The organism is Ralstonia mannitolilytica, assembly GCF_000954135.1.
GTDB lineage: Bacteria > Pseudomonadota > Gammaproteobacteria > Burkholderiales > Burkholderiaceae > Ralstonia > Ralstonia mannitolilytica.
Genome location: NZ_CP010799.1, coordinates 3196616 through 3222058 on the forward strand (window position 1 = coordinate 3196616; position 25443 = coordinate 3222058).

Annotated in this window: 22 protein-coding genes; 8 read left to right on the forward strand and 14 right to left on the reverse strand. The window is 65.3% G+C overall.

Features of this window, described 5'->3' with window-relative positions:
* Positions 1-6 precede the first annotated feature (6 nt).
* Positions 7-1023, reverse strand: coding sequence for a hydroxymethylbilane synthase (gene hemC, locus TK49_RS15065; protein WP_045787430.1), 1017 nt, complete (start codon positions 1021-1023; stop codon positions 7-9).
* A 109-nt stretch (positions 1024-1132) separates the two neighbouring features.
* On the opposite strand from hemC, the gene ppc reads away from it, so the two are divergent.
* A complete protein-coding gene (gene ppc, locus TK49_RS15070) occupies positions 1133-4144 on the forward strand; it encodes a phosphoenolpyruvate carboxylase (RefSeq protein WP_045787431.1) in 3012 nt (1003 codons plus the stop codon).
* A 3-nt stretch (positions 4145-4147) separates the two neighbouring features.
* Here ppc and TK49_RS15075 read toward each other — a convergent pair whose 3' ends face one another.
* Complete coding sequence (locus TK49_RS15075) at positions 4148-5560, reverse strand: MFS transporter (protein ID WP_045787432.1); 1413 nt, start codon at positions 5558-5560, stop codon at positions 4148-4150.
* 136 nt (positions 5561-5696) lie between these two features.
* Between TK49_RS15075 and TK49_RS15080 the strand changes: the two genes are divergently transcribed.
* Complete coding sequence (locus TK49_RS15080) at positions 5697-6581, forward strand: LysR family transcriptional regulator (RefSeq protein WP_045787433.1); 885 nt, start codon at positions 5697-5699, stop codon at positions 6579-6581.
* Positions 6582-6612: 31 nt separating this feature from the next.
* On the opposite strand, the gene TK49_RS15085 is transcribed toward TK49_RS15080, so the two are convergent.
* Positions 6613-7218: a ferritin-like domain-containing protein gene (locus TK49_RS15085; protein WP_045787434.1), complete on the reverse strand. Its 606-nt coding sequence runs from the start codon at positions 7216-7218 to the stop codon at positions 6613-6615.
* A 191-nt stretch (positions 7219-7409) separates the two neighbouring features.
* Between TK49_RS15085 and TK49_RS15090 the strand changes: the two genes are divergently transcribed.
* The 6 genes from TK49_RS15090 to TK49_RS23750 all read left to right on the forward strand — a co-directional run bounded on the left by TK49_RS15090 (position 7410) and on the right by TK49_RS23750 (position 13986).
* Positions 7410-8057: an RNA polymerase sigma factor gene (locus TK49_RS15090; protein ID WP_045787435.1), complete on the forward strand. Its 648-nt coding sequence runs from the start codon at positions 7410-7412 to the stop codon at positions 8055-8057.
* Positions 8057-8776 carry an anti-sigma factor gene (locus tag TK49_RS15095; RefSeq protein WP_045787436.1) on the forward strand — a complete coding sequence of 240 codons (720 nt, stop codon included), beginning with the start codon at positions 8057-8059 and terminating at the stop codon, positions 8774-8776. The genes TK49_RS15090 and TK49_RS15095 overlap by 1 nt, the downstream gene beginning before the upstream one ends.
* 104 nt (positions 8777-8880) lie before the next feature.
* On the forward strand, positions 8881-10296 hold the full coding sequence (gene argH / locus TK49_RS15100) for an argininosuccinate lyase (protein ID WP_045787437.1): 1416 nt from the start codon (positions 8881-8883) through the stop codon (positions 10294-10296).
* 314 nt (positions 10297-10610) lie between these two features.
* Positions 10611-11132 (forward strand): DUF3304 domain-containing protein, encoded by a 522-nt coding sequence (locus TK49_RS15105; RefSeq protein ID WP_052698614.1) that lies wholly within the window; start codon positions 10611-10613, stop codon positions 11130-11132.
* Between the two features lie 88 nt (positions 11133-11220).
* Positions 11221-11781 carry a DUF3304 domain-containing protein gene (locus TK49_RS24215; RefSeq protein ID WP_082076325.1) on the forward strand — a complete coding sequence of 187 codons (561 nt, stop codon included), beginning with the start codon at positions 11221-11223 and terminating at the stop codon, positions 11779-11781.
* A 57-nt stretch (positions 11782-11838) separates the two neighbouring features.
* Positions 11839-13986: a T6SS phospholipase effector Tle1-like catalytic domain-containing protein gene (locus TK49_RS23750; RefSeq protein ID WP_052698615.1), complete on the forward strand. Its 2148-nt coding sequence runs from the start codon at positions 11839-11841 to the stop codon at positions 13984-13986.
* Positions 13987-14095: 109 nt separating this feature from the next.
* On the opposite strand, the gene TK49_RS15115 is transcribed toward TK49_RS23750, so the two are convergent.
* The 11 genes from TK49_RS15115 to TK49_RS15165 form a co-directional block, all read right to left on the reverse strand.
* The gene (locus tag TK49_RS15115; RefSeq protein WP_045787438.1) at positions 14096-16375 is read right to left on the reverse strand and encodes an arginine/lysine/ornithine decarboxylase; all 2280 of its coding nucleotides are present in this window, start codon (positions 16373-16375) and stop codon (positions 14096-14098) included.
* 55 nt (positions 16376-16430) lie between these two features.
* Positions 16431-16997 carry a dCTP deaminase gene (gene dcd, locus TK49_RS15120; RefSeq protein WP_045787439.1) on the reverse strand — a complete coding sequence of 189 codons (567 nt, stop codon included), beginning with the start codon at positions 16995-16997 and terminating at the stop codon, positions 16431-16433.
* Between the two features lie 173 nt (positions 16998-17170).
* Positions 17171-18046: a formate dehydrogenase accessory sulfurtransferase FdhD gene (locus TK49_RS15125; RefSeq protein WP_045787440.1), complete on the reverse strand. Its 876-nt coding sequence runs from the start codon at positions 18044-18046 to the stop codon at positions 17171-17173.
* Positions 18047-18137: 91 nt separating this feature from the next.
* The gene (locus tag TK49_RS15130) at positions 18138-18680 is read right to left on the reverse strand and encodes a superoxide dismutase family protein (RefSeq protein ID WP_045787441.1); all 543 of its coding nucleotides are present in this window, start codon (positions 18678-18680) and stop codon (positions 18138-18140) included.
* 78 nt (positions 18681-18758) lie between these two features.
* A complete protein-coding gene (locus tag TK49_RS15135; protein ID WP_045787442.1) occupies positions 18759-19076 on the reverse strand; it encodes a hypothetical protein in 318 nt (105 codons plus the stop codon).
* Between the two features lie 25 nt (positions 19077-19101).
* Complete coding sequence (locus TK49_RS15140; RefSeq protein ID WP_045787443.1) at positions 19102-20262, reverse strand: formate dehydrogenase subunit gamma; 1161 nt, start codon at positions 20260-20262, stop codon at positions 19102-19104.
* A 23-nt stretch (positions 20263-20285) separates the two neighbouring features.
* Entirely contained in the window at positions 20286-20525 is a 240-nt protein-coding gene (locus tag TK49_RS15145; RefSeq protein WP_045787916.1) for a hypothetical protein, read from the reverse strand.
* 14 nt (positions 20526-20539) lie between these two features.
* Positions 20540-21208, reverse strand: coding sequence for a formate dehydrogenase FDH3 subunit beta (fdh3B, locus tag TK49_RS15150; RefSeq protein WP_045787444.1), 669 nt, complete (start codon positions 21206-21208; stop codon positions 20540-20542).
* 12 nt (positions 21209-21220) lie between these two features.
* Positions 21221-24217, reverse strand: a complete 2997-nt coding sequence (locus tag TK49_RS15155) for a molybdopterin-dependent oxidoreductase (RefSeq protein ID WP_045787445.1) — start codon at positions 24215-24217, stop codon at positions 21221-21223.
* A gap of 58 nt (positions 24218-24275) precedes the next feature.
* Entirely contained in the window at positions 24276-24518 is a 243-nt protein-coding gene (locus TK49_RS15160) for a twin-arginine translocation signal domain-containing protein (RefSeq protein WP_045787446.1), read from the reverse strand.
* 235 nt (positions 24519-24753) lie between these two features.
* A complete protein-coding gene (locus tag TK49_RS15165) occupies positions 24754-25425 on the reverse strand; it encodes a TorD/DmsD family molecular chaperone (protein ID WP_045787447.1) in 672 nt (223 codons plus the stop codon).
* Between the last annotated feature and the right edge of the window lie 18 nt (positions 25426-25443).

Consider the following 25443-nt stretch of genomic DNA (forward strand, 5'->3'; position numbering starts at 1 on the left):
TTGGAATCAGGTGGCAGGCGGCGCGTCGGCGCCCAGCATGGCAAGGATGTCGCGCGCACCGCCGTCCAGCATCTGCCGGGCAACGCGCACGCCCAGCGCATCGGCTTCGGCCAGCGTGGCAGGTGCGGCTTCGCCGTCGGCGGCGAGCTTGCGGGTGCCGTCCTGCGAGGCAACGAAGGCGCGCAGGCGCAGCGTGCCGGCGTCCGACCACTGCGCAAACGCAGCCAGCGGCACCTGGCAAGAACCGCCCAGGATGCGCGAAACGGCACGCTCGGCCGTGACCGCCAGCGCTGTCGGCAGGTGATACAGAGGCGCCAGCCACGCTTGCACGTCGGCACGATCGGCGCGGATTTCGATGCCGAGTGCGCCCTGGCCTGCCGCGGGCAACGATTCTTCCGGCGCGATGATCGAGCGGATGCGATTGCCCAGACCGAGGCGCTTGAGCCCGGCCGCAGCCAGGATGATGGCCGCGTAATCGCCGCGATCCAGCTTGCCCAGGCGCGTGTCGAGGTTGCCCCGCAGCGGCCGGATTACCAAGTGCGGAAAGCGCGCGCGCAGCGAAGCCTCGCGGCGCAGGCTGGACGTGCCCACCACGGCGCCGGCCGGCAGCGATGCAAGGTCTGCGTAGTCGTTGGAGACGAAGGCGTCGCGCGGGTCTTCGCGCTCGAGGATGGTCGGCAGCGCAAAGCCCTGCGGCAGCTCCATCGGCACGTCCTTGAGCGAATGGACGGCCAGGTCGGCCCGCCCCTCGGCCAGCGCGACTTCCAGCTCCTTCACGAACAAGCCTTTGCCCCCCACCTTGGCGAGCGAGCGGTCGAGGATCTGGTCGCCGCGCGTGGTCATGCCGAGGATGGACACGTCGCACGCGGGATAGTATTTTTGCAATGCAGCACGCACGTGTTCGGCCTGCCAAAGTGCAAGCCGGCTTTCGCGCGAGGCGATGACCAGCTTGGTCGGCGCCTGGGCTGCAGGAGTCGTTGCAAGCTGGGATTCGACGGGGGTCGGACGGGTGTTGGAAGACATGCGGCAATGGTAGCACGCAGCATTTTCGCGACAGCCCGACTATCACGTTGAAATGATGCCGAAAACGGTGCGCATCCAGCACCCTACCCATCCCATTCAGGAGACAGTAATGACGCAGCCCGCCGCGCGCCGCGCTTCCTCGCGCGCGACCCCCGCCCGCAAGGCATCCGCCGCCCCCGCCAAGCCGGCCAAGGCCACCAGGGCGGCCAAAGCCGCGACACCGCCGGTGGCCAAGGCCAATGGCGTGGACCAGGCCAACGGCACATCACTCGGTGCGCCATCGTTCGGGCCAGTCGCACGGCGCTCGTCTGGCAGTGCGGCGGCCAAGGACCAGCCGCTCAAGGAAGACATCCGCTTCCTCGGCCGCCTGCTGGGCGATGTGCTGCGCGAACAGGAAGGCGCCGCCGCCTTCGAAACCGTCGAGACCATCCGCCAGACCGCCGTACGCTTTCGCCGCGATGGCGACCGCCAGGCCGAGCAGGATCTCGACCGCCTGCTCAAGACGCTCTCGCGCGAGCAGACGAACTCCGTGGTGCGCGCGTTCAGCTATTTCTCGCACCTGGCCAACATTGCCGAAGACCAGCACCACAACCGCCGCCGCCGCGTGCATGCGCTGGCCGGCTCGCCGCCGCAGCCGGGCAGCCTGATGCGGGCGCTGCTGTCGGTGGCCGATGAAGGGGTGTCTGGCGAGACGCTGCGCCGGTTCTTTGATGCCGCGCTGATCGTGCCGGTGCTCACTGCGCACCCGACCGAGGTGCAGCGCAAGAGCATTCTCGATGCGCAGCGCGAGATTGCGCGCCTGCTGGCCGAACGGGACACGCCGCTCACGACGCGCGAGCGCGAACGCAACACGACGCTGCTGCGCGCGCACGTGACCAAGCTGTGGCAGACGCGCATGCTGCGCACCACGCGCCTGATGGTGGCCGACGAGATCGAAAACGCGCTGTCGTACTACCAGACGACGTTCCTGCGCGAGATTCCCGCGCTGTACCGCGAGCTCGAAGAGGATCTGGCGACCGTCTTCCCGCGCCGCGGCGCCCGTGGCGCGCCGGCTCCGCTGCCCGCCTTCTTCCAGATGGGCTCGTGGATCGGCGGCGACCGCGACGGCAACCCGTTCGTCACGGCAGAAACGCTGCGCTACGCGGCCCGCAAGCAGGCGAGCGTGATCCTCGCGTGGTACCTGGAAGAGATCCACGCACTGGGCGCCGAGCTGTCGATGTCAACGTCGCAGGTCGATGTAAGCGCCGAACTGCTGGCGCTGGCAGAGCAATCGCCCGACCGCTCCGAGCATCGCGCGGACGAGCCCTACCGCCGCGCGCTGATCGGCGTCTACGCCCGGCTGGCTGCCACGTGCCGCGAGCTGACTGGCGAAGACGCAGGCCGCCATGCCGTGGGCCCGGCACCCGCCTATGCCAGCGCGGAGGAACTGCGCGCCGACATCCAGACCGTCATCGATTCGCTGGCCGCGCACCACGGCGAGGCGCTGGCAGATGCGCGCCTGAGCTCGCTGGCGCGCGCGATCGATGTGTTCGGCTTCCACCTGTCTTCGATCGACTTGCGGCAGGTGTCGGACGTGCACGAAGCGACCGTCGCCGAATTGCTCAAGGTCGCGGGCGTGGAAAGCGCGTACGCGGCGCTGTCCGAAGCCGAGAAGCGCACGCTGCTGCTGCGCGAGCTGCAACAGCCGCGCCTGCTGACGCTGCCGTTCCATACGTACAGCGAGCAGACCACGTCGGAGCTCGACATCTTCCGTGCCGCGCGCGAGGTGCGGGCCCGCTACGGCAACCGCATCGTGCGCAACTACATCATCTCGCACACCGAGACGCTGTCCGACCTGCTCGAAGTGATGCTGCTGCAGAAGGAAGCCGGCATGTTCCGCACGGGCGCCGAGGGTGCAGGCGCAGGGCTGGACGTGATGGTGATCCCGCTGTTCGAAACCATTGAAGACTTGCGCAACGCCCCGGAGATCATGGGCGAGCTGCTAGCCCTGCCCGGCTTCGATGCCGTGCTGGCCGCGCAGGGCAACGAGCAGGAGGTCATGCTCGGCTATTCCGACTCCAACAAGGACGGCGGTTTCCTCACCTCCAACTGGGAGCTGTACAAGGCCGAGCTGGCACTGGTGGAGCTGTTCGAGCGCAAGGGCGTGCGCCTGCGCCTGTTCCACGGCCGCGGCGGCACGGTGGGCCGAGGCGGCGGCCCGACCTACCAGGCCATCCTGTCGCAGCCGCCGGGCACCGTGAACGGTCAGATCCGCCTGACCGAACAGGGCGAAATCATCTCCAGCAAGTTCGCCAACCCCGAGATCGGCCGGCGCAACCTGGAGACCATCGTCGCCGCCACGCTGGAAGCGACGCTGCTGCCTACGCGCAACCGCCCCAAGGGCCTGGAAGAGTTCGAAGCCGCCATGCAGGCGCTGTCGGACAACGCCTTTGCCGCATACCGGAACCTCGTCTACGAAACGCCGGGCTTCAAGGACTACTTCTTCGCCACCACGCCCATCACCGAGATTGCCGACCTGAACCTCGGTTCGCGCCCGGCCTCGCGCAAGCTGATGGACAAGAAGCATCGTCGCATCGAAGACCTGCGCGCGATTCCGTGGGGCTTCTCGTGGGGCCAGTGCCGCCTGCTGCTGCCGGGCTGGTTCGGCTTTGGCAGCGCCGTGCAGCAGTGGCTGGACGCCGCCGGCAGCGCCCGGGCCCGCGCGGCACGCCTGGCCACGCTCAAGCGCATGTACAAGCAGTGGCCGTTCTTTGCGAACCTGCTGTCGAACATGGACATGGTGTTGTCCAAGGCGGACCTCAACGTGGCCTCGCGTTATGCGCAGCTGTGCGAGGACCGCAAGCTGCGCAACGCGGTGTTCTCGCGCATCTCGGCGGAGTTCACGTTGACCGAGCAGATGCTGGCCGCCATCACGGGGCAATCGGAGCGCCTGGCCGACAACCCGCTGCTCGCGCGCTCCATCAAAAACCGCTTCCCCTACCTGGACCCGCTGAACCACTTGCAGGTCGAACTGCTCAAGCGGTTCCGCTCGGGCAAGGCCGGCAGCGACGATGCACGCGTGCGCCGCGGCATCCACCTGTCGATCAACGGGATCGCGGCCGGGCTGCGCAATAGCGGCTGACGCTCAGGCCAGCGCGGTGGCGGCGGGGCGGCGGCTGATCCACGCCATCGCCATCGCGCCGGCGTAAGACAGCGTCATTAGCCCGAACACGGTGGGCGCGGCGCGCGCGACGTCGGGCACCACCGTCACGACGGCGCCCGCCGCCGCCACGCCCAGCAGGCTGCCGGTCTGCCGCGCCGCATTGAGCAGGCCCGACGCCGTGCCGGCGAGCTCGCCCGGTGCGGCGGACAGGATGGTCGACGTCATCGGTGCAATGGCGAGCGCGGTGCCGCCGCCGTACGCCACCATCGTCGCGCTGGCGAGCCACAGTGGCGCGTGCCCGCTCAGCGCGGCCGATGTCGCCATCAGGCCCAACGCGGCGATCAGCAGGCCGCTGAGCATCATGCTGTACGCAGAGAACCGCCCCATCAGCTTGCCCGCAGAGATGTTGCCCGCAGACAGGCTGATCGCCATCGGCAGCATGACGAGACCGGTCTGGCGCGCGCTCAGGTGCTCCGCGTTCTGCAAATGCAGGCTCAACACGAACAGCGCGCCGAAATAGCCGAAGTTCAGCAGGAAGCCCATGCCGTTGACGGCACCCAGCGTGCGGTGCGCAAACCACGCCAGCGGCACCAGCGGGGCAGGCGCGCGGCGTTCGGCCATGACGAACAGCGCGCCGGCCGCCAGCGTCAACAGCGCAGCGCCCCACACCCACGGCGACTGCCCGCCGCGCACCGGCCACTCGATGGCCGCGAAGCACAGCGCCGCGAGCATCACCGCGCTGGTGACCTGCCCTGCCCAATCGAAGGGCCGGGCACGCACCGGCTGGACCTCGCGCACGATCACCCACGTGCCGAGCATGCCCGCCACGCCCAGCGGCACGTTGATGAGGAACGCGCTGCGCCAGCCGTACGTATCGACAAGAATGCCGCCGAGCGCCGGCCCCACCGCCGCCGCAGTCGCGACGATGGCGCCCCACAGGCCGATGGCCCAGGCGCGCTCGCGCGGGTCTTCAAAGGTGCTGCGGATCAGCGACAGCGAGCTCGGCAGGAACATCGCCGCGCCCACACCCTGCAGGATGCGCGCGGCGATCAGCGTGGCAACCGAAGGCGCCAGCCCGCAGCCGGCCGACGCCACGATGAACACGGCCATGCCGGCCATGAACACCGTGCGCGCGCCGATACGGTCGCTGAGCAGGCCCCCGGTGAGGATGAACGCGGCAAACGCCAGCGTGTAAGCGTCGACGATCCAGGCAAGTTCGGCGACGCTGCTGTGCAGGCTGTCGCGCATGGCGATGAGGGCCACGTTGACCACGGTCGTATCGAGCACGGCCATGAACACACCCGACGTAAGGATGCCCAGCGTGGCATTGCGGCGCCAGCGGCTGAGGTCGGGCCGCTGAGGAGCACACAATGCGTTGGCGTTGCAAGAAGACATGACGGAACCCTTCGGCAATCTTGGCAAGTTCATGCGCCGAAGTGTAGGCTTGGCAGGGCATCCAAAAAAGCAGTGTTTTTGCATCACTCCGCTGCAAATCTGCATCACCCAGACTACGAAGACCAGGAGCCGAACCATGAACTGGGACAACGCCCGCTTTTTCTTGGCCGTGGCGCGCACCGGCACGCTGCGCGGCGCGGCACAGCGGCTGTGCGTCGATCAGGCCACGGTCGGCCGCCGCGTTGCGGGACTGGAAGAAGAGCTGTCGGCCAAGTTGTTCCTGCGGACATCCACCGCGCTGGTTCTGACGCCCGCCGGCGAGGCGCTGCTGGCCCCGGCCGAGGCGATGGAGCAAGCCGCGCACGCCATCGAGCGCCGCGTGGCCGGCATCGACGCGCAGCTCGCCGGCACCATCCGCGTGGCCACCACCGACACCATGGCCGCCACCTTCGTGCTGCCGGCCATTGCGCAGCTGCGGCAGCGGCATCCGGGTATCGACGTGGTGTGCATGGCCTCCAAGAGCATCGCCAACCTGACCAAGCGCGAGGCCGACGTGGCGGTGCGCACGCTGCGCCCGGACGCGCCCGACCTCATCGCCCGGCGTATCGGACACATGGAAACGGGCGTCTACGCAAGCCGAGGCTACGTCGCCGCGCGCGGCGAGCCCGAAGAGGGAAGCGCCTTTGCGGGCCACGACCTCGTGCTTTACCCGCGCAACGAAGTGCCATGGATGTGGGACGACCTCTGCGGCGAGCCCATCACGCGCGGCCGGGTCGTGCTGCAGAGCAATTCGGCGACCGCACTCATCGAGGCGGTGGCCGCGGGCATGGGGATCACCGAACTGGTATGCCGCCGTGCCGAGGCCTATCCGCAACTCGTGCGTGTTCTGCCGAACCGCCGCAGCATGCAGGACGTGTGGCTCGTCACGCATGCCGATCTGCACAAGACCGCGCGCATCCGGGCGCTGATGGAGTGCATCGTCGAGGCCTTCGACGCGCTCAAGAAGACCGCTGCGCCGTAACGGGCCCGGTGGCGCAGCGGCGCAATCTGGGCTAGCTGATGAAAGCGACCGGCACCGGATCCTCGCCGAGCGCCGACAGCAGCACCGCCCAGTGCATGGCTTCGTCGCCCATGATGCTGGACGCAGCCTTGGTCAGCTCACGCGTATGGAAATTGGGCATCACGCCCATGTAGGCGGACGTCGCGCCCTTCTCGAGCCCGGCGGCAAAGCGCAGGACATCGGCCTGCGTCTTCAACTGGCTGATCGGGAAGTTGTATTCCGACACCTTCTTGTCCATGACCGGCGTGCCACCCAGCTTGGAAACGGTGTCCGCGAGCACGGCGGCGTGCGCCTTGTGATGGCCCTGGAACTTCACCGCCGTCGCCAGCACCGGCTTTTGCAGCAGCCCGCTCTCCGCCCCCACCTGGTATGCGGCGATGGCTTGGTACTCCAGCCCGAGCGCCACGTTGAGGATGTTGATGTCGTCTTTCACGCTGCCCGACTGCGTCTGCGCCCAGGCTGGCATCGAGCGCCCCAGCGTCACCGCCGCCAGCGAACCGAGCGCCATCAGCCCCGGCGCGCGCAGCAGTACGCGGCGGCGTGCGTCCATGCGCGGTGTATCGGTATCGAGCAGATCCCGCTCTTTCGTCGTATCCATGGTTGGACTCCTGTGCTTTCGTGGAGGAAGCGGCCCACGGGATGCGGGCCGGCGGCGTTTTATCCACCGCCTGCCCGCTTATACGGAGCGCAGTCGCCACTGGATGCAAAACCTCCCGACCTCATCGTGAATTGCCCCACGACGCCGGATTCTTCCTACACTTCGTGCAGGACACACCACAACGCCGCCCCGTGCTCACCTTCCAGCGCACCGCCGCAGACCACGCAGCCGAAAACGCCATCGCACCAGCGGCGGCCGCAACCGGACGCCCGCAGGGAAGCGAGGCCGACGAACTGGCCGCCCTGCTGCAGCGCATCGGCCTGGGCGAGCGCGATGCGCTGCGTGCGCTCTATGCGCGATGCGCGCCGAAACTGTTCGGGCTCGCGCTGCGTATCTTGGTCAGGAAGGATTGGGCCGAGGACGTCTTGCAGGAAAGTTTCGTCAACATCTGGCGCCACGCCGGCGACTACCGCCCGCACTTGGCCGCCCCCATGACGTGGATGACCACCATCGTGCGCAACCGCGCGCTGGACTGCCTGCGCCGCCAGCATGCAGAGCGGGTGCAGGAATCCGTACCGCTGGATGCGTCGTACGCCGACGTACTGGCCGATCACGCGCCCGGTCCGGCTGACCTCGCGCTCGCTGGCCAGCAGGCACGGGCGCTCGCGGAATGCCTGAAGCGCCTGGACCCGCGGCAGCGTGAAGTCGTCACGCTGGCCTATCTGCGCGACCTGTCGCACACCGAGCTGGCCCAGGCACTCTCATTGCCGCTGGGCACCGTCAAATCGTGGATGCGGCGCAGCCTGGACCGCCTGCGCGCATGCCTCGGAGCGCCGTGATGGACCCTCGCCGCCACCCCGATCTCGTCGACAAGCTGGCCGCCGAATATGCGGTGGGCACGCTACGCGCGGGCGCCAGGCGGCGCTTCGAGCAGATCATTCGCCGTGACGACGCCGTGCGCGCGACCGTGGAGCGCTGGCAGCGCTATCTGGCGGATCTGCCGGCGCTGCAGCCCGCCACCGCGCCGCTGCCCGAGATTCTCTGCCGCGTGGAAGTGCAACTGGGCTGGCGCGACCCTCCACCGGCGCGCGAGCGATGGTGGCAACGGCTTTGGCAGGGCACGGGCTTCTGGCGCGCAGCGACGGCCGCCGCCGCGCTGGTTGCCGTCGTGGCCGTCGGGCTGAACCTGCGGCTGGCGCAGCAGTTGCGCGAGGCGCCCATTGCCGACGCTGTCGCCGTGCTGCAGGACGCACAGGCGCAGGCGGCCGTGCTCGTCACGTGGGACGCCCGGACCGGCATCCTGTCGCTCAAGCGACTCGACGCCACGCCGCTTTCCGGCGAGCAGGCCTTGCAGCTGTGGGCCCTGCCGCCCGGCGGGCATCCGCAGTCACTTGGGGTGATCGGGCACCAGCGCGCCGTCCGCTTGACGGTGCCGCAGCCGTTGCGGCAGGTCCCGGCCCTCGCCATCAGCGTGGAACCGCGTGGAGGCTCGCCCAATCCGGAGGGGCCGACGGGGCCGGTGGTCTTCAAGGGGGCGCTGATCGGCAGCACGCTGTAGGCACCCCAGCGGGCGGCCGGGAGACCCGGCGGGCGATATAATCGCGGTTTCCTGAATTTGCGGCCGAAGCGTTTGCCTGGCCGCCCTCCTCCCGCAGTCCGCCCATGACCTCCCAACTCGCCAAGAAGGCCGAAGCGTGGTCCGCCCGCTTTAACGAGCCGATGTCCGACCTCGTCAAGCGCTATACCGCGTCGGTGTTCTTCGACAAGCGCCTCGCGCTGTTCGACATCCAGGGCTCGCTCGCGCATGCGGCCATGCTCGCCAGGCAGGGCATCATCGCCGAAGCCGATCGCGCCGCCATCGAACAGGGCATGGCGCAGATCCGCCAGGAGATCGAAACCGGCGCGTTCGAGTGGAAGCTGGACCTGGAAGACGTGCATCTGAACATCGAAGCGCGCCTGACCGCGCTGGTGGGCGACGCCGGCAAGCGCCTGCACACGGGCCGCTCGCGCAACGACCAGGTCGCCACCGACATCCGCCTGTGGCTGCGCAGCGAGATCGACAACATCGTCGGTCTGCTCAAGGCCCTGCGCAGCGCGCTGCTGGACTTGGCGGAGCAACACACCAACACCATCGTCCCGGGCTTCACGCACCTGCAGGTCGCGCAACCGGTGGTGTTCGGCCACCACCTGCTGGCCTACGTCGAGATGTTCACGCGCGACACCGAGCGCATGCTCGACGCCCGCAAGCGCGTCAACCGCCTGCCGCTGGGCGCCGCCGCGCTGGCCGGCACGAGCTACCCGATCGACCGCGAATTCGTCGCCCAGCAACTCGGCTTTGACGGTGTGTGCCGCAACTCGCTCGACGCCGTATCGGACCGCGACTTTGCCATCGAATTCTGCGCCGCCGCCGCGCTCATCATGACGCACATCTCGCGCTTCTCTGAAGAGCTGGTGCTGTGGATGAGCCCGCGCGTGGGCTTTATCGACATTGCAGACCGCTTCTGCACCGGCAGCTCGATCATGCCGCAGAAGAAAAACCCGGACGTGCCCGAACTGGCGCGCGGCAAGACCGGCCGCGTCAACGGCCACCTGATCGGCCTGCTCACGCTGATGAAGGGCCAGCCGCTGGCGTACAACAAGGACAACCAGGAAGACAAGGAACCGCTGTTCGACACCGTCGATACCGTGGTCGACACGCTGCGCATCTTTGCCGACATGGTGCCGGGCATCACTGTCAAGGCCGACGCCATGCGTGCCGCCGCGTTGCAGGGCTATGCCACCGCCACAGACCTCGCCGACTACCTCGTCAAGCGCGGCCTCCCCTTCCGCGATGCGCACGAAGCCGTGGCCCACGCCGTGCGCGCCTGCGACGACCTGCGCTGCGACCTGGCCGACTTGAGCGTTGCGCAGCTGCGCGACATCAGCGGCCTGGGCGACAAGGCCGATCTGATCAGCGACGATGTGCACGCCGTGCTGACGCTGGAAGGTTCGGTCGCTTCGCGCAACCACATCGGCGGGACCGCGCCGGAGCAGGTCAAACAGGCCATTGCGTTTGCGCGCGCTGCGCTGGCTGAATAGTCCGCTGCACGCTTCAAACAAAAACGCCGCGCTGATTCAGCGCGGTTTTTTTTGCCCCTGCCTTTACAGCGGGCAATTTCCTAAGGCACCACTCCACGACGCGCGGCATCGCTGTTTCCGGTGCTACCGCCGTTGCCCGCCATTGGCGCCCCGCCATCTTCTGGTGCCACCCAATAACGCGACACAAATCTTGACGTGATTGCGCAGAAATAGTTGGGAAAATCACCTGCTCCCCGCATTACTTCGAACGCCATTGGCGGCATGTCGAATAGCAAAAAATCACAACGCCATCGCGGACATAAGGAGATGTACCAATGCGCGCATTGAAAAAACACGTCCCACACCTGTACACCACCATCCAGTGGCTTGCGCCGTTTCTGGTGATGGGGTTGATTGTCAGCTGTCTCGACAACAAAGCCACCGTCGAGATTACCGGCTACGACCACATGCAAAAGCGCGCGATCCTGTGGTTCACCGTCAATGACGCCAGTGGTCCCAACCTGTTTCCGGAAAGCGGTGGTGGGAAGTACAACTGCTGCATAGAAATTCCTAAGCGCTGGCACCGCGGCATGAAGGCCACCGTTCGCTGGGAATACGGCACGGGCGACGACAGCCCCCGCGAAACCGTGGTCGATATTCCGGAATACACCTCTGAAAACATCGGCCCTGTGCAGGTCCATTTTTACGACAACCATCGCGTCAAGGTGGTCGTTTCCAAGTGGGCTCTCGGGAATGCCGAATATCCCTTACCCAAAGAAGACTGGGCCCCATGGACCATCAATGAGCGATGGGAGCGCAATATCCGCGAAATCCGCGAAGAAGGAGGAGATGTATGACAGCGATCGACTTCGCATTGAATCCCGATCTGAAGCTTGGCCGAACCCGCAGTAAAGAGCGACCGCTGAGTGAGAGGGCGATAAGCCTATGCACACATTAAAAAACTACACGTCCCGACTGCGCAACGCCATCCAATGGCTCGCGCCGTTTCTTGTGATGGGGTTGATTGTCAGCTGTCTCGACAACAAAGCCACCGTCGAAGTTTCAGGCTACAACCACATGAAAGACCAGTCCATTGCCGGCTTCTCTGTCAATGGCGCCGGCGGTCCCAATATTGGGCCAGAAAGCGGGGGAGGCGCATTCAATTGCTGCATAGAAATCCCCAAACGCTGGCATCGCGGCATGAAGGCGAAGGTGGAGTGGTCTTACGGATACGGCATTGAGGGACCGGGTTCGCAACCGCCGCCACAAGAAGCCGTGGTCGATATTCCGGAATACACCTCTGAAAACATCGGGCCCGTGCAGGTCCACTTTTACGACAACCATCGCGTCAAGGTCGTTGTATCGAAATTCGGCATCAGAAGCCCTTGCGGACCACTGCGGGAGGAAGAAAAAGCACCATGGAAAACCCGCCAGGACTTGATCGAGTATCACCGTACGGGCGAGGGAAAGAATGAACGCTGCGATGGTCCGGGGCTAGATCCTTAAAGGCTGCGCCATTTCCCAAGAAAAATGGTGACACGATCAATCGAATCAACACGAACCATGACTGATATCGACTTCGCATTGAACCCTGACCTGGATGTTGGCCGAACCCGCAGTAAAGAGCGCCCGCTGAGCGAGAAAGAAACCATGCAACGCATGTGTGCGTTAAATGCCCTGCTGCCCAAGAGCCGCATACCGTCTTGCGATGGGAACCTCTTCGTCGGCATGTTCTTTGACGGCACCGGCAACAACGAAGATGAAGATTACAAGAAGCACCGGGGCGACCCGCGCCATCAAAAGCACAGCAATGTGGTTCGCCTCTACCACGCTTATCCAGACTTAAAGGAGAAGAAAGGAACGGATGCTTATTACCGTTACTACATTCCTGGCGTCGGCACGCCGTTCGACAAGGTGGGCGACGACGGCACGGTTATTCCCGGTGTTCCCAATCCGCTTGGATCCGCCGCGGGCTGGGGTGGCGCACCGCGAATCTTTTGGGGGCTGATACAAGTACTCAACGCTATCCATCGTTACTTCCACGAAAGAGGCCTCATTTCCGAAAGCGAAGCTAAAGACCTATGCAACCCACTGAGCTTCTCCCCCACGAACTTCGCCAAGCGGTTTTCTGTTTCGGCAAACCCCTTCCATGCGTTGCTCAACACGCAGCGGACATTGAACTACAAAAGACGGCTTCGCGAACTGAAAGACGTTTACCAGGCGCGGCTCAAGACAAAAATCCGTGGCCAGAAGCCAGAGCTGCGGCTCATTAACCTGAGTGTGTTCGGCTTCTCGCGCGGCGCGGCAGAAGCACGTGCGTTCGTCAACTGGCTCTACGAGTTGTGCGAACAGAAGGACGGCGGCTGGCTCTTTGCTGGCATCCCGCTGCGGATACAGTTCCTGGGCATCTTCGACACAGTGGCGTCGGTAGGGCTGGCGGGCTTGTACCCGATTACAGAAGGCAGGCAAGACTGGGCCGACGACAACATGCAGATCCACCCGGCGGTGGAGCGATGTCTGCATCTGGTGGCGGGCCATGAAATCCGTGCCTGTTTCCCGCTCGACTCCGTGCGCGTCGATAGCAAGTATCCGCCCAACTGCAAGGAGTATGTGTTTCCCGGCTCACACTCCGACGTGGGCGGCGGGTACATGCCGCTGGCGCTAGGCAAGGCCGATTGGAGCCGCGACGGCAAAAACACCGATCTCCAACTCGCTCGCGTGCCGGGTTTTGAGATGTACTGTGCAGCGCTTGCGGCCGGTGTGCCGTTCTACTCGCCAGAAGAGCTTGCTGAGAGAAGGGAGCAACATATCTTTGACGCGTTAGCACCTTCTAAAGCCACCCTTGACGCCCTCGCCGCTTATTACCAGCACGCCAACATCCAACCCGGGCCGGTAGAAGAAATGGCACGTCAGCATCTGAGCTGGTACTTCAGCCACCGCTGGCAGCTGCTGGAAGCGGGCTTTCACAAAACGCCGCAGTACCAACGCGCTCGGGGCGAGCCCAACGCCGACCAAGGTAAGGACTTCCGGGGTGAGGCCACGTGGATGCTGCACACGCAGCGCGCACTCGTCCAAATGATTGCGGCATCCTGCCATCACCTCGAACAGCGCATGCAACTCAACCGAGAGGACGTCGAACAACGAGGCGAAGCGTTGAGGAGCCCATTCGAGTTGGGTGCGGCTGCAAAGAACGCGACCGCCCAATCGTGGGGCAGCCCGGCAGCGGCCATTTACCACGCCGTGAGACACCAAAGCGGCCCGATACTGGACGACGCGCGGCAACCCCACGCCGATGCCGTCGCCAAGCGTGCACCGGCCGTGCTCGCACGGTGGCGGCGGTGGCTCGCTGACAACATGTACCCGGAAGTGCGGAATGCCGACGCGCCCGAGCGAGACGTCATCCGGTTGTTAGAAGCTCTGCGCAGTCGCCCCGTTCCGGAAGCGATCGGCAACTTTTTCGATGCCTACGTGCATGACTCCATGGCTGGCTTCATCGGTTTCGGCATGCCTGAGTTCCAGCTGAATGGTTATGGGCTCGCGAAGTTCCGGCGAATCTACTTTGGAAATGCCGGGGACAAGATCATCCGTGACAGGATCAAGCATGAAAACGAACAGCGCATTGCCGAGGCGAGAGGCCAGCGCAACGAGGCTGCCGCCGCTCGGATGCCGCCACGCATTCCGCCAATGTCGGAGTGGTTTCGAAGCCTTTGAGTGCGGGAGTTCGCCGCCTGCAGACGCTCGGGCCCCTTCTCCGTCGCTTTCGCCAAACAAAAACGCCGCGCAATCTCTGCGCGGCGTTTTGTTTTTGTGCGGCTGGATCTCAGCGCACGCAGTCCACAAAGTACCCCATCTTGCCGTCGACTTCCTCTTCCACCAGCCCGTGGATGTCGGTCTCGAAGCCAGGGAACAGGCGGTTGAAGTCGCGCGCGAACTGCAGGTACTGCACGATCGTCTTGTTGAAGCGCTCGCCCGGAATCAGCAGCGGAATACCCGGCGGATACGGCGTCAGCAGGATGGCGGTAATGCGGCCTTCCAGCTCGTCGATCGCCACGCGCTCAGTTTCGCGGTGCGCCATCTTGGCCCAGGCGTCGGACGGCTTCATCGCAGGCTCCATGTTGGACAGGTACATCTCGGTCGTCACGCGCGCGACATCGTTGGCCTGGTAGACGCTGTGGATGCTGTCGCACAGCTCGCGCAGGCCGATGCGCTCGTACTGCGGATACTGGCGCACGAACTCCGGCAACACGCGCCACAGCGGCTGGTTGTTGTCGTAGTCGTCCTTGAACTGCTGCAGCTCGGTCACCATCGAGTTCCAGCGGCCCTTGGTGATGCCGATGGTGAACATGATGAAGAACGAGTACAGGCCGGTCTTCTCGACGATGATGCCGTGCTCGGCCAAGTAGCGCGTAACGATGGCGGCCGGGATGCCCGAGTCGCTGAACTTGCCGTCCACGTCGAGGCCCGGGGTGATGATCGTGGCCTTGATCGGGTCGAGCAGGTTAAAGTCTTCGGCCAGGTTGCCGAAGCCGTGCCAGCGGTCGTTGGCCTTGAGCATCCAGGCTTCGCGATCTTCGATGCCTTCGTCGGACAGATCGTTCGGGCCCCAGACCTTGAACCACCAGTCGTCGCCGCGGCCGTTGCCGCCATTCGCGCCCAGGTATTCGTGCTCGACCTTGCGCATGGCGCGGCGGAAGTCCAGCGCTTCGGCAATGCTCTCCTCCACCAGCGCGGTGCCGCCCGGCGCTTCCATCATCGCCGCGGCCACGTCGCACGAGGCAATGATCGAGTACTGCGGGCTCGTCGACGTATGCATGAGATACGCCTCGTTGAAGCGGTACGTATCGAGCTTGCGCGTCTCGGAATCCTGCACGAGGATCTGCGACGCCTGCGACAGACCGGCCAGCAGCTTGTGCGTACTCTGTGTGGCAAACACCAGCGCGTCCTTGCTGCGCGCGCGGCCGTGGCCGATGGCGTGCATGTCGCGGTAGAACGGGTGGAAGGCGGCGTGCGGCAGCCACGCCTCGTCAAAGTGCAGCGTGTCGATCTCGGTCGACAGCATGTGCTTGATGCGCTCGGCGTTGTAGAGCACGCCGTCGTACGTGCCCTGCGTGATGGTCAGGATGCGCGGCTTCTTGTTCTTGGCCTGGCTGGCGAAGGGGTGGTCGGCGATCTTCTTGGCGATCGTCTCCGGCTCGAACTCGCTCTGCGGAATCGGGCCGATGATGCCGTAGTGGTTGCGCGTCGGCATCAGGAACACGGGAATCGCGCCCGTCATCATGATCGCGTGCAGGATCGACTTGTGGCAGTTGCGGTCCACCACGACGATGTCGCCGGGGGCCACGTTGGCGTGCCAGACCATCTTGTTCGACGTGGACGTACCGTTGGTCACGAAGAACATGTGGTCCGAGCCGAAGATGCGCGCGGCATTGCGCTCCGATGCTGCTACCGGGCCCGTGTGGTCGAGCAGCTGGCCGAGCTCTTCCACTGCGTTGCAGACGTCGGCGCGCAGCATGTTCTCGCCGAAGAACTGGTGGAACACCTGGCCGACGGGGCTCTTGAGGAACGCCACGCCACCCGAGTGCCCCGGGCAGTGCCACGAATACGAGCTGTCCTGCGCGTAGTCGATCAGCGCCTTGAAGAACGGCGGCGGCAGTGAATCGAGATAGTTGCGCGCTTCGCGGATGATGTGCCGGGCCACGAACTCCGGCGTGTCCTCGAACATGTGGATGAAGCCGTGCAGCTCGCGCAGGACATCGTTGGGCAGGTGGCGCGAGGTGCGCGTCTCGCCGTACAGGAAGATCGGGATGTCGGCATTGCGGCGGCGCACTTCGGCCACGAAGGCGCGCAGGTTCTCGACCGCTTCCGGCTCCGGCTTGTCGCTGTCCGGGTTGATGAACTCGTCGTCGTCGATCGAGACGATGAAGGTCGACGCGCGGCTCGACTGTTGTGCAAACGACGTCAGGTCACCGTAGCTGGTGAGGCCCGTGACCTCCATCCCTTCCTGCTCGATGGCCTGGGCCAGCGCGCGAATGCCCGACCCGGAGACGTTCTCGGAGCGGAAGTCCTCGTCGATGATGATGACGGGAAAGCGGAATTTCATCGTGGTTCCTTAATGCAGAAAGGCACCGCTCCGTAGGTCGGAAACGGAGAGAAAACTAGGTCTTGGGAAGCGTCACGCCGTGCTGGCCCTGGTATTTTCCACCGCGGTCCTTGTACGAGGTTTCGCATTCCTCGTCGCTCTCGAAGAACAGCACCTGCGCGCAGCCCTCGCCGGCGTAGATCTTGGCGGGCAGGGGCGTCGTGTTCGAGAACTCCAGCGTCACGTAGCCTTCCCATTCGGGTTCGAACGGCGTCACGTTGACGATGATCCCGCAACGCGCGTACGTGCTCTTGCCCAGACACACCGTCAGCACCGTGCGCGGGATGCGGAAGTACTCGACCGTGCGAGCGAGTGCGAAGGAGTTCGGCGGGATGATGCACACATCGCCCTTGAAGTCGACAAACGACTTCTCGTCGAAGTTCTTCGGATCGACGATGGTGCTGTTGATGTTGGTGAAGATCTTGAATTCGTCGGCGCAGCGGATGTCGTAGCCGTAGCTCGACGTGCCGTACGAGACGATGCGCCGGCCGTCTGCCTCGCGCACCTGACCGGGCTCGAACGGCTCGATCATGCCGTGCTGCTCGGCCATGCGGCGGATCCATTTGTCGGATTTGATGCTCATGGAGCGTCCAGATACCTTGGATGAACAAATGGGGGCAGCCTTCGCGGTGCGAAAACTGTCCCCATTTGGTCACGCCGGGTCGCAAGGTCGATGCCCGGTCCGCTTTGGAACGCGGATTGTACTCCCAAACCTGTGACGGAAAACCCCGGGCCGGGCGATGGCTTGCGCAGGGCTTACCCGCTGGAATTCACGGGCTGCGGCAGTTGGCCGCGCGCGCCGACCACCCCGGCCATCTCCGGTTCGGCCACAAAGCGCTCCGGTCCGGTATAGAGCAGAAAATGCCGGCCGGTGCATCGCGCAAACAGCGTGAGGTTCACCCGCTGTGCCATCTGGTAGCCCATCTGTGTGACACCCGAGCGCGACAGCAGGAACGGGATGCCCATCTGCGCGCCCTTGATGACCATTTCGGAGGTCAGGCGCCCGGTGGTGTAGAAGATCTTGTCGCCGCCTTCCATGCCGTCGAGCCACATGCGGCCGGCAATCGCGTCCACGGCATTGTGGCGGCCCACGTCTTCAATAAAGACGAGCAGCTCGCCGCGCGCATCGAACAGCGCGCAGCCATGCACGGAGCCCGCCTGCTTGTAGATCGACTGCTGCAGGCGGATGGTATCGACCACGCGGTACAGCGTTGTCTGCGTCATGCGCGCGTCGGGCCGCAGGTGGATGGCGTCCACTTCGTCCATCAGCGAGCCGAACACCGTGCCCTGCCCGCAGCCGGTCGTGACAGTGCGGCGCGCGGTCTTTTCGTCCAGGTCTGCAATGCCGGCGCGCGTGGTGACCGCCGCGGATTCGGTCTCCCAGTCGACCTGCACCGAGGCGATGTCCTCAATGCTTCCGATGAGGCGCTGGTTGCGCAGGTAGCCGAGCACCAGCGCCTCGGGGGCGGCGCCGAGCGTCATCAACGTCACGAGTTCGCGCTTGTCGAGGTAGACGGTGAGTGGCCGCTCGCCGGGAATGTGGACGGTGCGCGTACGGCCGAGCTCGTCGACGACGTCGACCTCATCGAGCAGCGGAACAGAAGCGTTGGTCAGGTAAGGGCGCAGCGGCATCGAATCGGGTTTCAAACAAAAATGCGCACGGCAGGCGTGCGCATTGGCATGCAGGCAATGCCCATCCGCAGATGGGCACGTGCTCCGGCGATCAGTTCGCCACGATCACGCCGCAGGCGATGCGCCCGCCGGAATTGCCGGTGGGCTGGGTCTTGTAGTCATCCTTGCCGGCATGCACGATCAGCGCATGGCCAACGAGGCTGGTCGGTCCCGGGGTCAGCGTCACGCCGGAGAGGACGATCGAGCCGACGGCCTTGCCGTTGGCGTCGGATTGGAGCATCGGGATGTCGCCGGCATGGTGCGCGCCGCTGCGCGGATCGCCATGCTGCTGGCCGGTCGGATTGAAGTGGCCGCCGGCGCTGTTGCCGTCCGGCGACGAGCAATCGCCCTTCTCGTGCACATGGAAACCGAACATGCCGTTGGCCGGCAGGCCCGAAATGTCCACGGCCATGGCAACCCGATTGTCGCCTTGTTGCACCAGCTTCACGCTGCCTTGCACGGTGCTGCCGCTCTTGGGCGCCAGCACGGCCGAAGCGGCCATGGCCGAGTCAGCCGTCCTGGCTGTCGAGCCGGTATTCGATGCACAGCCAGCCATCAGGCCCAGCACGGCAAGTCCAATCGCGAGTTGCTTCATGTGTCACCTCCAGTCAGGGTTCACTTGCGAGCAGACGATTGTACTGCCGGATGATGAACCCGCAACATCGGCAGCCGATCAGCCTTTTGCAGCGGGCGCCGGCGCGGCCGGCGCAGGCGCCACGAACGGCCCCGGATCCGCACACGGCGTGCCCGGCTGCGTAAGCGCGCCCTTGCCGCTGGCCCGATACGCCGCCGCCACCTTGTCTTGCGCCTTGCAAGTCTGGAATGCAGCCACCTTGTCGGTCCACGCTGCCTTGGCCTTGGCCAGCGCGGCCTGTGCCTGTTGCTCTTCTGTCAGGGCCGGCAGTTTTGCGAAAGCCAGCCCGCTCGCGAGACTCAGCAGGCTGGCCGCGACGGCCATACGTGCGGCGCGCGTCATCGCGGATGCATGCATGGTGAAGCTCCTTGAATCGATGGCGTCAGGATTTGACGGGATGCTCCGCCGCCGGGGGAGCGGGCGGCTGCGAGCGCTGCGCGGCAATCTTGCCGGCCTTGATGTCGTCGTACCAGAGCTCGTGGTGCTCCTTGGCCCAGGCCTCGTCGACATAGCCGTCGCGCATGGCCCGGTAGGCGCCTTCCATGCCGATCGTGCCGAGGTAGATATGGCCCAGCGACATGCACATCATGCCCACCGCCGCAATGGCGTGGATGATCTCGGCGAGTTGCATGGTGCTGCGGTAATAGTCGACGCCCGGGACGATGCGATCGAGCACCCAGCCCGACGCCGAGAGAATCAACCCGAATACGACCAGGCCGCCCCAGAACCAGAGCTTCTCGCCCGCATTGAAGCGATGCGACGGGACTTCGGCCCCGTGGTCGCCGGCAAACATGCCGCCCAGGCTCAGCAGCCATTTGAGGTCGCCGCGGCGCGGGAGGTTGTCGCGGACCCACATCACGAAGGCAACGACGATGCTGACCGTAAACAACGGCCCGACCAGGTTGTGCAGGTTCTTCAGCACATACGTCAGCCAGCCGAACAGCTGGTGCCCCAGGACCGGCAGCAGGAAGTGCTTGCCCCACAGCATGACGATGCCAGACACGCCGAGCGTGACGAACGAGATCGCCATCGTCCAGTGGACGTAGCGTTCGGTGGGCGTGAAACGTTCGATCCTGCGGCCGGTGGGCGCTTCCTTCAGGCGGATCGTCCCCTTCCACAGGAAGAAGCCCAGGATGGCCAGCGGCACCAGCACCAGCAGCCAGCCGCCCCACACGGTGATGACGCCGTTGCGGAACAGACGCCATTTCTGGCCCGTGCGCTGGATCAGCACGCCGGCCTCGAGCCCGGGGATGCTGGCGTAGTGCGCCTGGTCCGAATTCACCTCGCGCCAGACGGGCGCATTGTTGCCGGGCTGCGTCGTGCGTCGCGCGGCCTGGTCCTGCGCTTCCTTGGCGAGATCACGCTTCTGCACGTCAAAGACGTTCTCCGAAACGATGTTGGAAAACGGCTGCGCCGGCTGCACGGCCGGATTGAGGGGTTGCGCGTTCGCTGCCGGCCCGCTGGCCGCTTGCTGCCCAACCGCCAGCGTGGCAGCTCCCCCCAACAGCACCGCCATCACAAGGTGTTTCCAGGACGTACCCATGGACAGACCTCCGCTTGCGCGCGTCATGGCGTCTTGTTGTACTCGTTCTGGTACTGGCCGCGCGCGCGGATCTGGTTCACCCAGCTCGTGCGGTCACCGGGCGTCCAGCCTTTGGCCACAAACGGATCGTCCTGCGCGCCCTTGTAGGCGGGAGCGTCGTCCTTGCGGTGCGATGCAAGGGCGGTTTGCGAGCGCTCGCCGCAAGCGCCGAGCAGCAGCACCGCGCCGAGCGCGATCAGCAGCCCCGTCGGTCGCGAAGGCATCTTGACGCGCGGGCTCATGATTGGGCTCCTGGCGTGGAAGCCGGTGCAGCGGGCGCAGGCTGGCCCGCCGGTGCCGCCTGACCGCCCTTACCCTGCGTGCCGCCGTAGGCCGTGCCCCATCCGAACAACTCCGCGCCCTTCCCGCGTTTCATGACACGGTTACGCAGGATGTCGGAAATGACATCGCCATCGCCGCCGAGCAGCGCCTTGGTCGAGCACATTTCCGCGCACAGCGGCAGCTTGCCTTCGGCCAGGCGGTTGCGGCCGTACTTCTCGAATTCTTCCTCGCTGCCGTTCTTCTCGGGGCCGCCGGCGCAGAACGTGCACTTGTCCATCTTGCCGCGCACGCCGAACGTGCCCTGGCTCGGGAACTGCGGCGCACCGAACGGGCACGCATACGAGCAGTAGCCGCAGCCGATGCAGACGTCCTTGTCGTGCAGCACCACGCCGTCTTCGGTGCGGTAGAAGCAGTCCACCGGGCAGACCGCCATGCACGGCGCATCGGAGCAATGCATGCACGCCACGGAGATGGATTTCTCCGCGCCGATCATGCCGTCGTTGATCGTGACCACGCGGCGCCGGTTCACGCCCCAGGGCACTTCGTGTTCGTTCTTGCAGGCCGTGGCGCAGGCGTTGCATTCGATGCAGCGCTCGCTGTCACAGATGAATTTCATGCGTGCCATGATCGCTCCCCGTTATGCGAAACGCTCGATCTGGCAGACCGTCGTTTTCGTTTCCTGCATCATCGTCACCGAGTCGTAGCCGTAGGTGGTGGCTGTGTTGACGGCCTCGCCGCGCACGATCGGGTGAGCGCCTTCCGGGTAATAGCCGAGCAGATCCTTGCCCTGCCACCAGCCCGAGAAGTGGAACGGGATGAAGGCGTGGTCCACGCCCACGCGCTCCGTCACCAGCGCGCGCACCTTGATCTGGGCGCCGGTCGGCGTCTTGACCCAGACGAAGTCGTTGTGGCGGATGCCCCGGTCGGCCGCGGCCTTCGGGTTGATCTCGACAAAGTTCTCCTGCTGCAGCTCAGCCAGCCACGGGTTCGAGCGCGTCTCTTCACCCCCGCCCTCGTATTCGACCAGACGGCCGGACGTGAGGATGATCGGGAATTTCTCGTAGACCTTGTTCTCGATGTTGCGCTGCTGCACCGTCTTGTACAGCGTGGGCAGGCGCCAGAACACCTTCTTGTCGTCGTGCGTCGGGTACTTGGCGACCATGTCGGGCCGTGTGGAATACAGCGGCTCGCGGTGCTGCGGAATGCCGTCGGGGAAGTTCCACACGACGGCGCGCGCCTTGGCGTTGCCAAACGGATGGCAGCCGTGCTTCATCGCCACGCGCTGGATGCCGCCGGACAGATCGGTCTTCCAGTTCTTGCCTTCGGCGGCCTTCTTTTCGGCGTCGGTCAGGTCATCCCACCAGCCGAGTTTCTTGAGGAAGACGTGGTCGAATTCGGGGTAGCCCGTGGTGAGCTCGGCGCCCAGCGAGCACGAGCCGTCTTCGGCCAGGAGGTTGACGCCGTCGCGCTCCACGCCGAAGTTGGCGCGGAAGTTGCCGCCGCCGTCCATCACGTGCCTGCTGGTGTCGTACAGGTTGGGCGAGCCCGGATGCTTCAGTTCCGGCGTGCCGTAGCACGGCCACGGCAGGCCGAAGTAATCCCCGGTGAGGTCGTAGCCGGTTTGCGGATCCTTGCCGCCCTTGCAGCGCAGGGTGCGCACGTCAAACAGGTGCATGTTGCGCATGTGCGCCTTCAGGCGTTCCGGCGACTGACCGGTGTAGCCGATCGTCCAGTTGCCGCGATTGATCTCGCGCAGGATCGATTCGATCTCGGGCTCGCGCCATGTCATGCCGGCGCGCTTGTATTCGCTGATCTTGTAGTTCTTCGACAGCTCCTTGCCGAAACCCAGGCGGTCGGCAAACGCCTGCATGATGACGTGGTCGGGCTGCGACTCAAACAGCGGCTCGATGACCTTCTCGCGCCACTGCAGCGAGCGGTTCGACGCCGTGCATGAACCCGACGTTTCGAACTGCGTGGCAGCCGGCAACAGATAGACCGCGCGGTTCGGGTTCGGTGGCGTGCCGTCGGCCGAGGGCATGTTGGCCATCGCCGCCGTGGCCGACGGATACGGATCCACCACCACCAGCAAGTCCAGCTTGTCGAGCGCGCGCTTCATGTCCATGCCGCGCGTCTGCGAGTTGGGTGCATGGCCCCAATAGAAGACGGCGCGGACGTTGTTGTCCTGGTCGATCAGGTCGTTCTTCTCGAGCACTGCGTCGGCCCAGCGCGAGACCGTCGTGCCGGACTTTTCCATCATGGCCTGCGAGGCGAAGCGGCCCTTGATCCAGTCGTAATCGACGCCCCACACGGCCGCGAAGTGCTTCCACGCCCCGGCGGCCAGACCGTAGTAGCCCGGCAGCGAATCGGGGTTCGGGCCGACGTCGGTCGCGCCCTGCACGTTGTCGTGCCCGCGGAAGATGTTGGCCCCGCCGCCCGACTTGCCGATGTTGCCCAGCGCCAGCTGCACGATGCACGACGCACGCACGATGGCGTTGCCGATGGTGTGCTGCGTCTGGCCCATGCACCACACGAGTGTGCTCGGGCGGTTCATCGCCATCATCTCGGCGACCTTGTGCACCTGCGCCTCCGGCACGCCGCACACTTCCTCGACCTTGTCCGGCGTCCATTTGGCGAGCACTTCCTCGCGCACCTTGTCCATGCCGTAGACGCGGTCGTGGATGTACTGCTTGTCTTCCCAGCCGTTTTTGAAGATGTGGTACAGCACCCCGAACAGGAACGCGATGTCGGTGCCCGAACGGATGCGGACGTATTCATCGGACTTGGCCGCCGTGCGGGTGTAGCGCGGGTCGACCACGATGACCTTGCAGCCGTTCTCCTTGGCATGCAGCAGATGCAGCATCGACACCGGGTGCGCCTCGGCCGCGTTCGAGCCGATGTACAGCGCGCACTTGGCGTTCTGCATGTCGTTGTACGAATTGGTCATCGCGCCATAGCCCCACGTGTTGGCGACGCCCGCCACCGTGGTGCTGTGACAGATGCGCGCCTGGTGGTCGCAGTTGTTGGTGCCGAAGAACGACACCCACTTGCGCAGCAGGTACGCCTGCTCGTTGCTGTGCTTGGATGAGCCAACAAAGAAGAACGAATCCGGGCCGGTTTCCTCGCGGATGGTCTTCATCTTGGCGACGATCTCGTTGAGCGCCTGCTCCCAGCTGATGCGCTGGTAGCGGCCGTCAACGAGCTTCATCGGCGTCTTGAGGCGGTATTCGCCGTGGCCGTGTTCGCGCAGCGCGGCACCCTTGGCGCAGTGCGCGCCCATGTTGATCGGCGAATCGAACACCGGCTCCTGGCGCACCCACACACCGTTTTGCACGACGGCATCGACGGCGCACCCGACCGAGCAGTGCGAGCACACGGTACGGCGCACCACGATGTCCCCCTTGCCCTCGGCCGCCTGCGCCTCGCCCACCACCGACTTCTTCACGAGCGAAAGCTGCGTGGCGGCCAGCCCCGCGCCCACGCCAATGCCGGAGCGCTTGAGGAACGTGCGGCGGTCCATGGTCGGCAGCGCGCCGGCCAGGCTGCGGGCCAGGCTGCCCGTGAGCGAGGTTGTGCCCGAGCGGCGTGCCGGGGCGGCTTTGGTGTCCTGTACCGCCGGTTTGCGGGTCAGAAGCATGGGGTCACCTGAAGATGTGGGGTCTGCGACATGGAAACGGGCGCGCGAACGCGGCGCGTCAGATCCAGGTCGTCTTGTAGTACTTGCGGATGTGTTCGGTCAGACGGTAGCCCGTGGTGCCGTCGTCGGCGGGCTGGGCCGGCCGCGCGGAGCCGGCGCTGGCCTGCTGGGCCAGGTGACCTGCCGTGGCGGCCGTGCCGGCGGCCGCAGCAGCCACGGCGGCGCCCATCAGGAAGCGGCGGCGCGTAGGTGCGGAATCAAGGGAATCCGCTTGAGCATGGGCGTGAGGGACGGTTGGCATGTCGAAGCTCCCCGGCTTTGCCGGACCGATGACCGAATGTAATAGGAAATATCCGACACATTCTAGAAGTAACGGCACCAGAAAACCATGCTCAGTACCGCTCAACTCGGGATTTTCCTGACGATTTGCCGATGAATTTTTTCAATCGGCAAGCGTTGTCCCACCCCGCCGGGATGCTCACAGGGCGCAAGTCTTCGTGTTGTGCTTATTTTCTAGGCAACGATGCGGACCACGGTCACGCGAGTTCGAGCGCGAGCCGTTCCACATCAAAAAACGCTTTCGCCAAACCTGCGACATCGGCATAAAACCCCGCACGCGGATGCTGCAACACAGCATCGCACGCGGTGTCCACCCACGGTGCCAGATGACGCTGGAAGAAGGCGCGCTGCTCTTCAATGCGGCCGAGCTTCGCATCGTCCCCCGCGATCAGGTAACGCATGACCTCGCACAGCGTGGCAATGTGGTCTTCGGTCTCGGTGATGCCCTCGGCGCGCTCCAGGCCATAGCGGCGCAGGTCGTCGCGCAGCACCACGAGCGGCTTTTCGTTGAGAAAGCCGGCCTGGTAGTACGAGCCGTACAGAAAGACTTCGGGCTTGCCGACGCCGATGAAGAGGTCGGTGTACTCGTCGTCCGCCTGCGCGGCGCCAGTCTTGCCGGCACGCGTGACAAGGCGGCGCCAGGCCTGGCTCAGGGCGCTGCCGGCGGCGGCTTCGGCATCGGCCGGATCGGCGCTGCCGTCGTCCACCGGGTCCAGCGGCGCGGCGGCGATGCGCTGCAGCAAATCGGCATCGGGCGCGCGAAAGAACAGCGTCGCGAGCAAGCCGTACAGGTCGGCACGGGCCAGGTCCTCGGCGCTGTCGGGGGGCGTGGCGGCGAGCTGGAATTGCAGGGGCTGGGCGTCGGTCATGGAATCGGGAACGGAGTC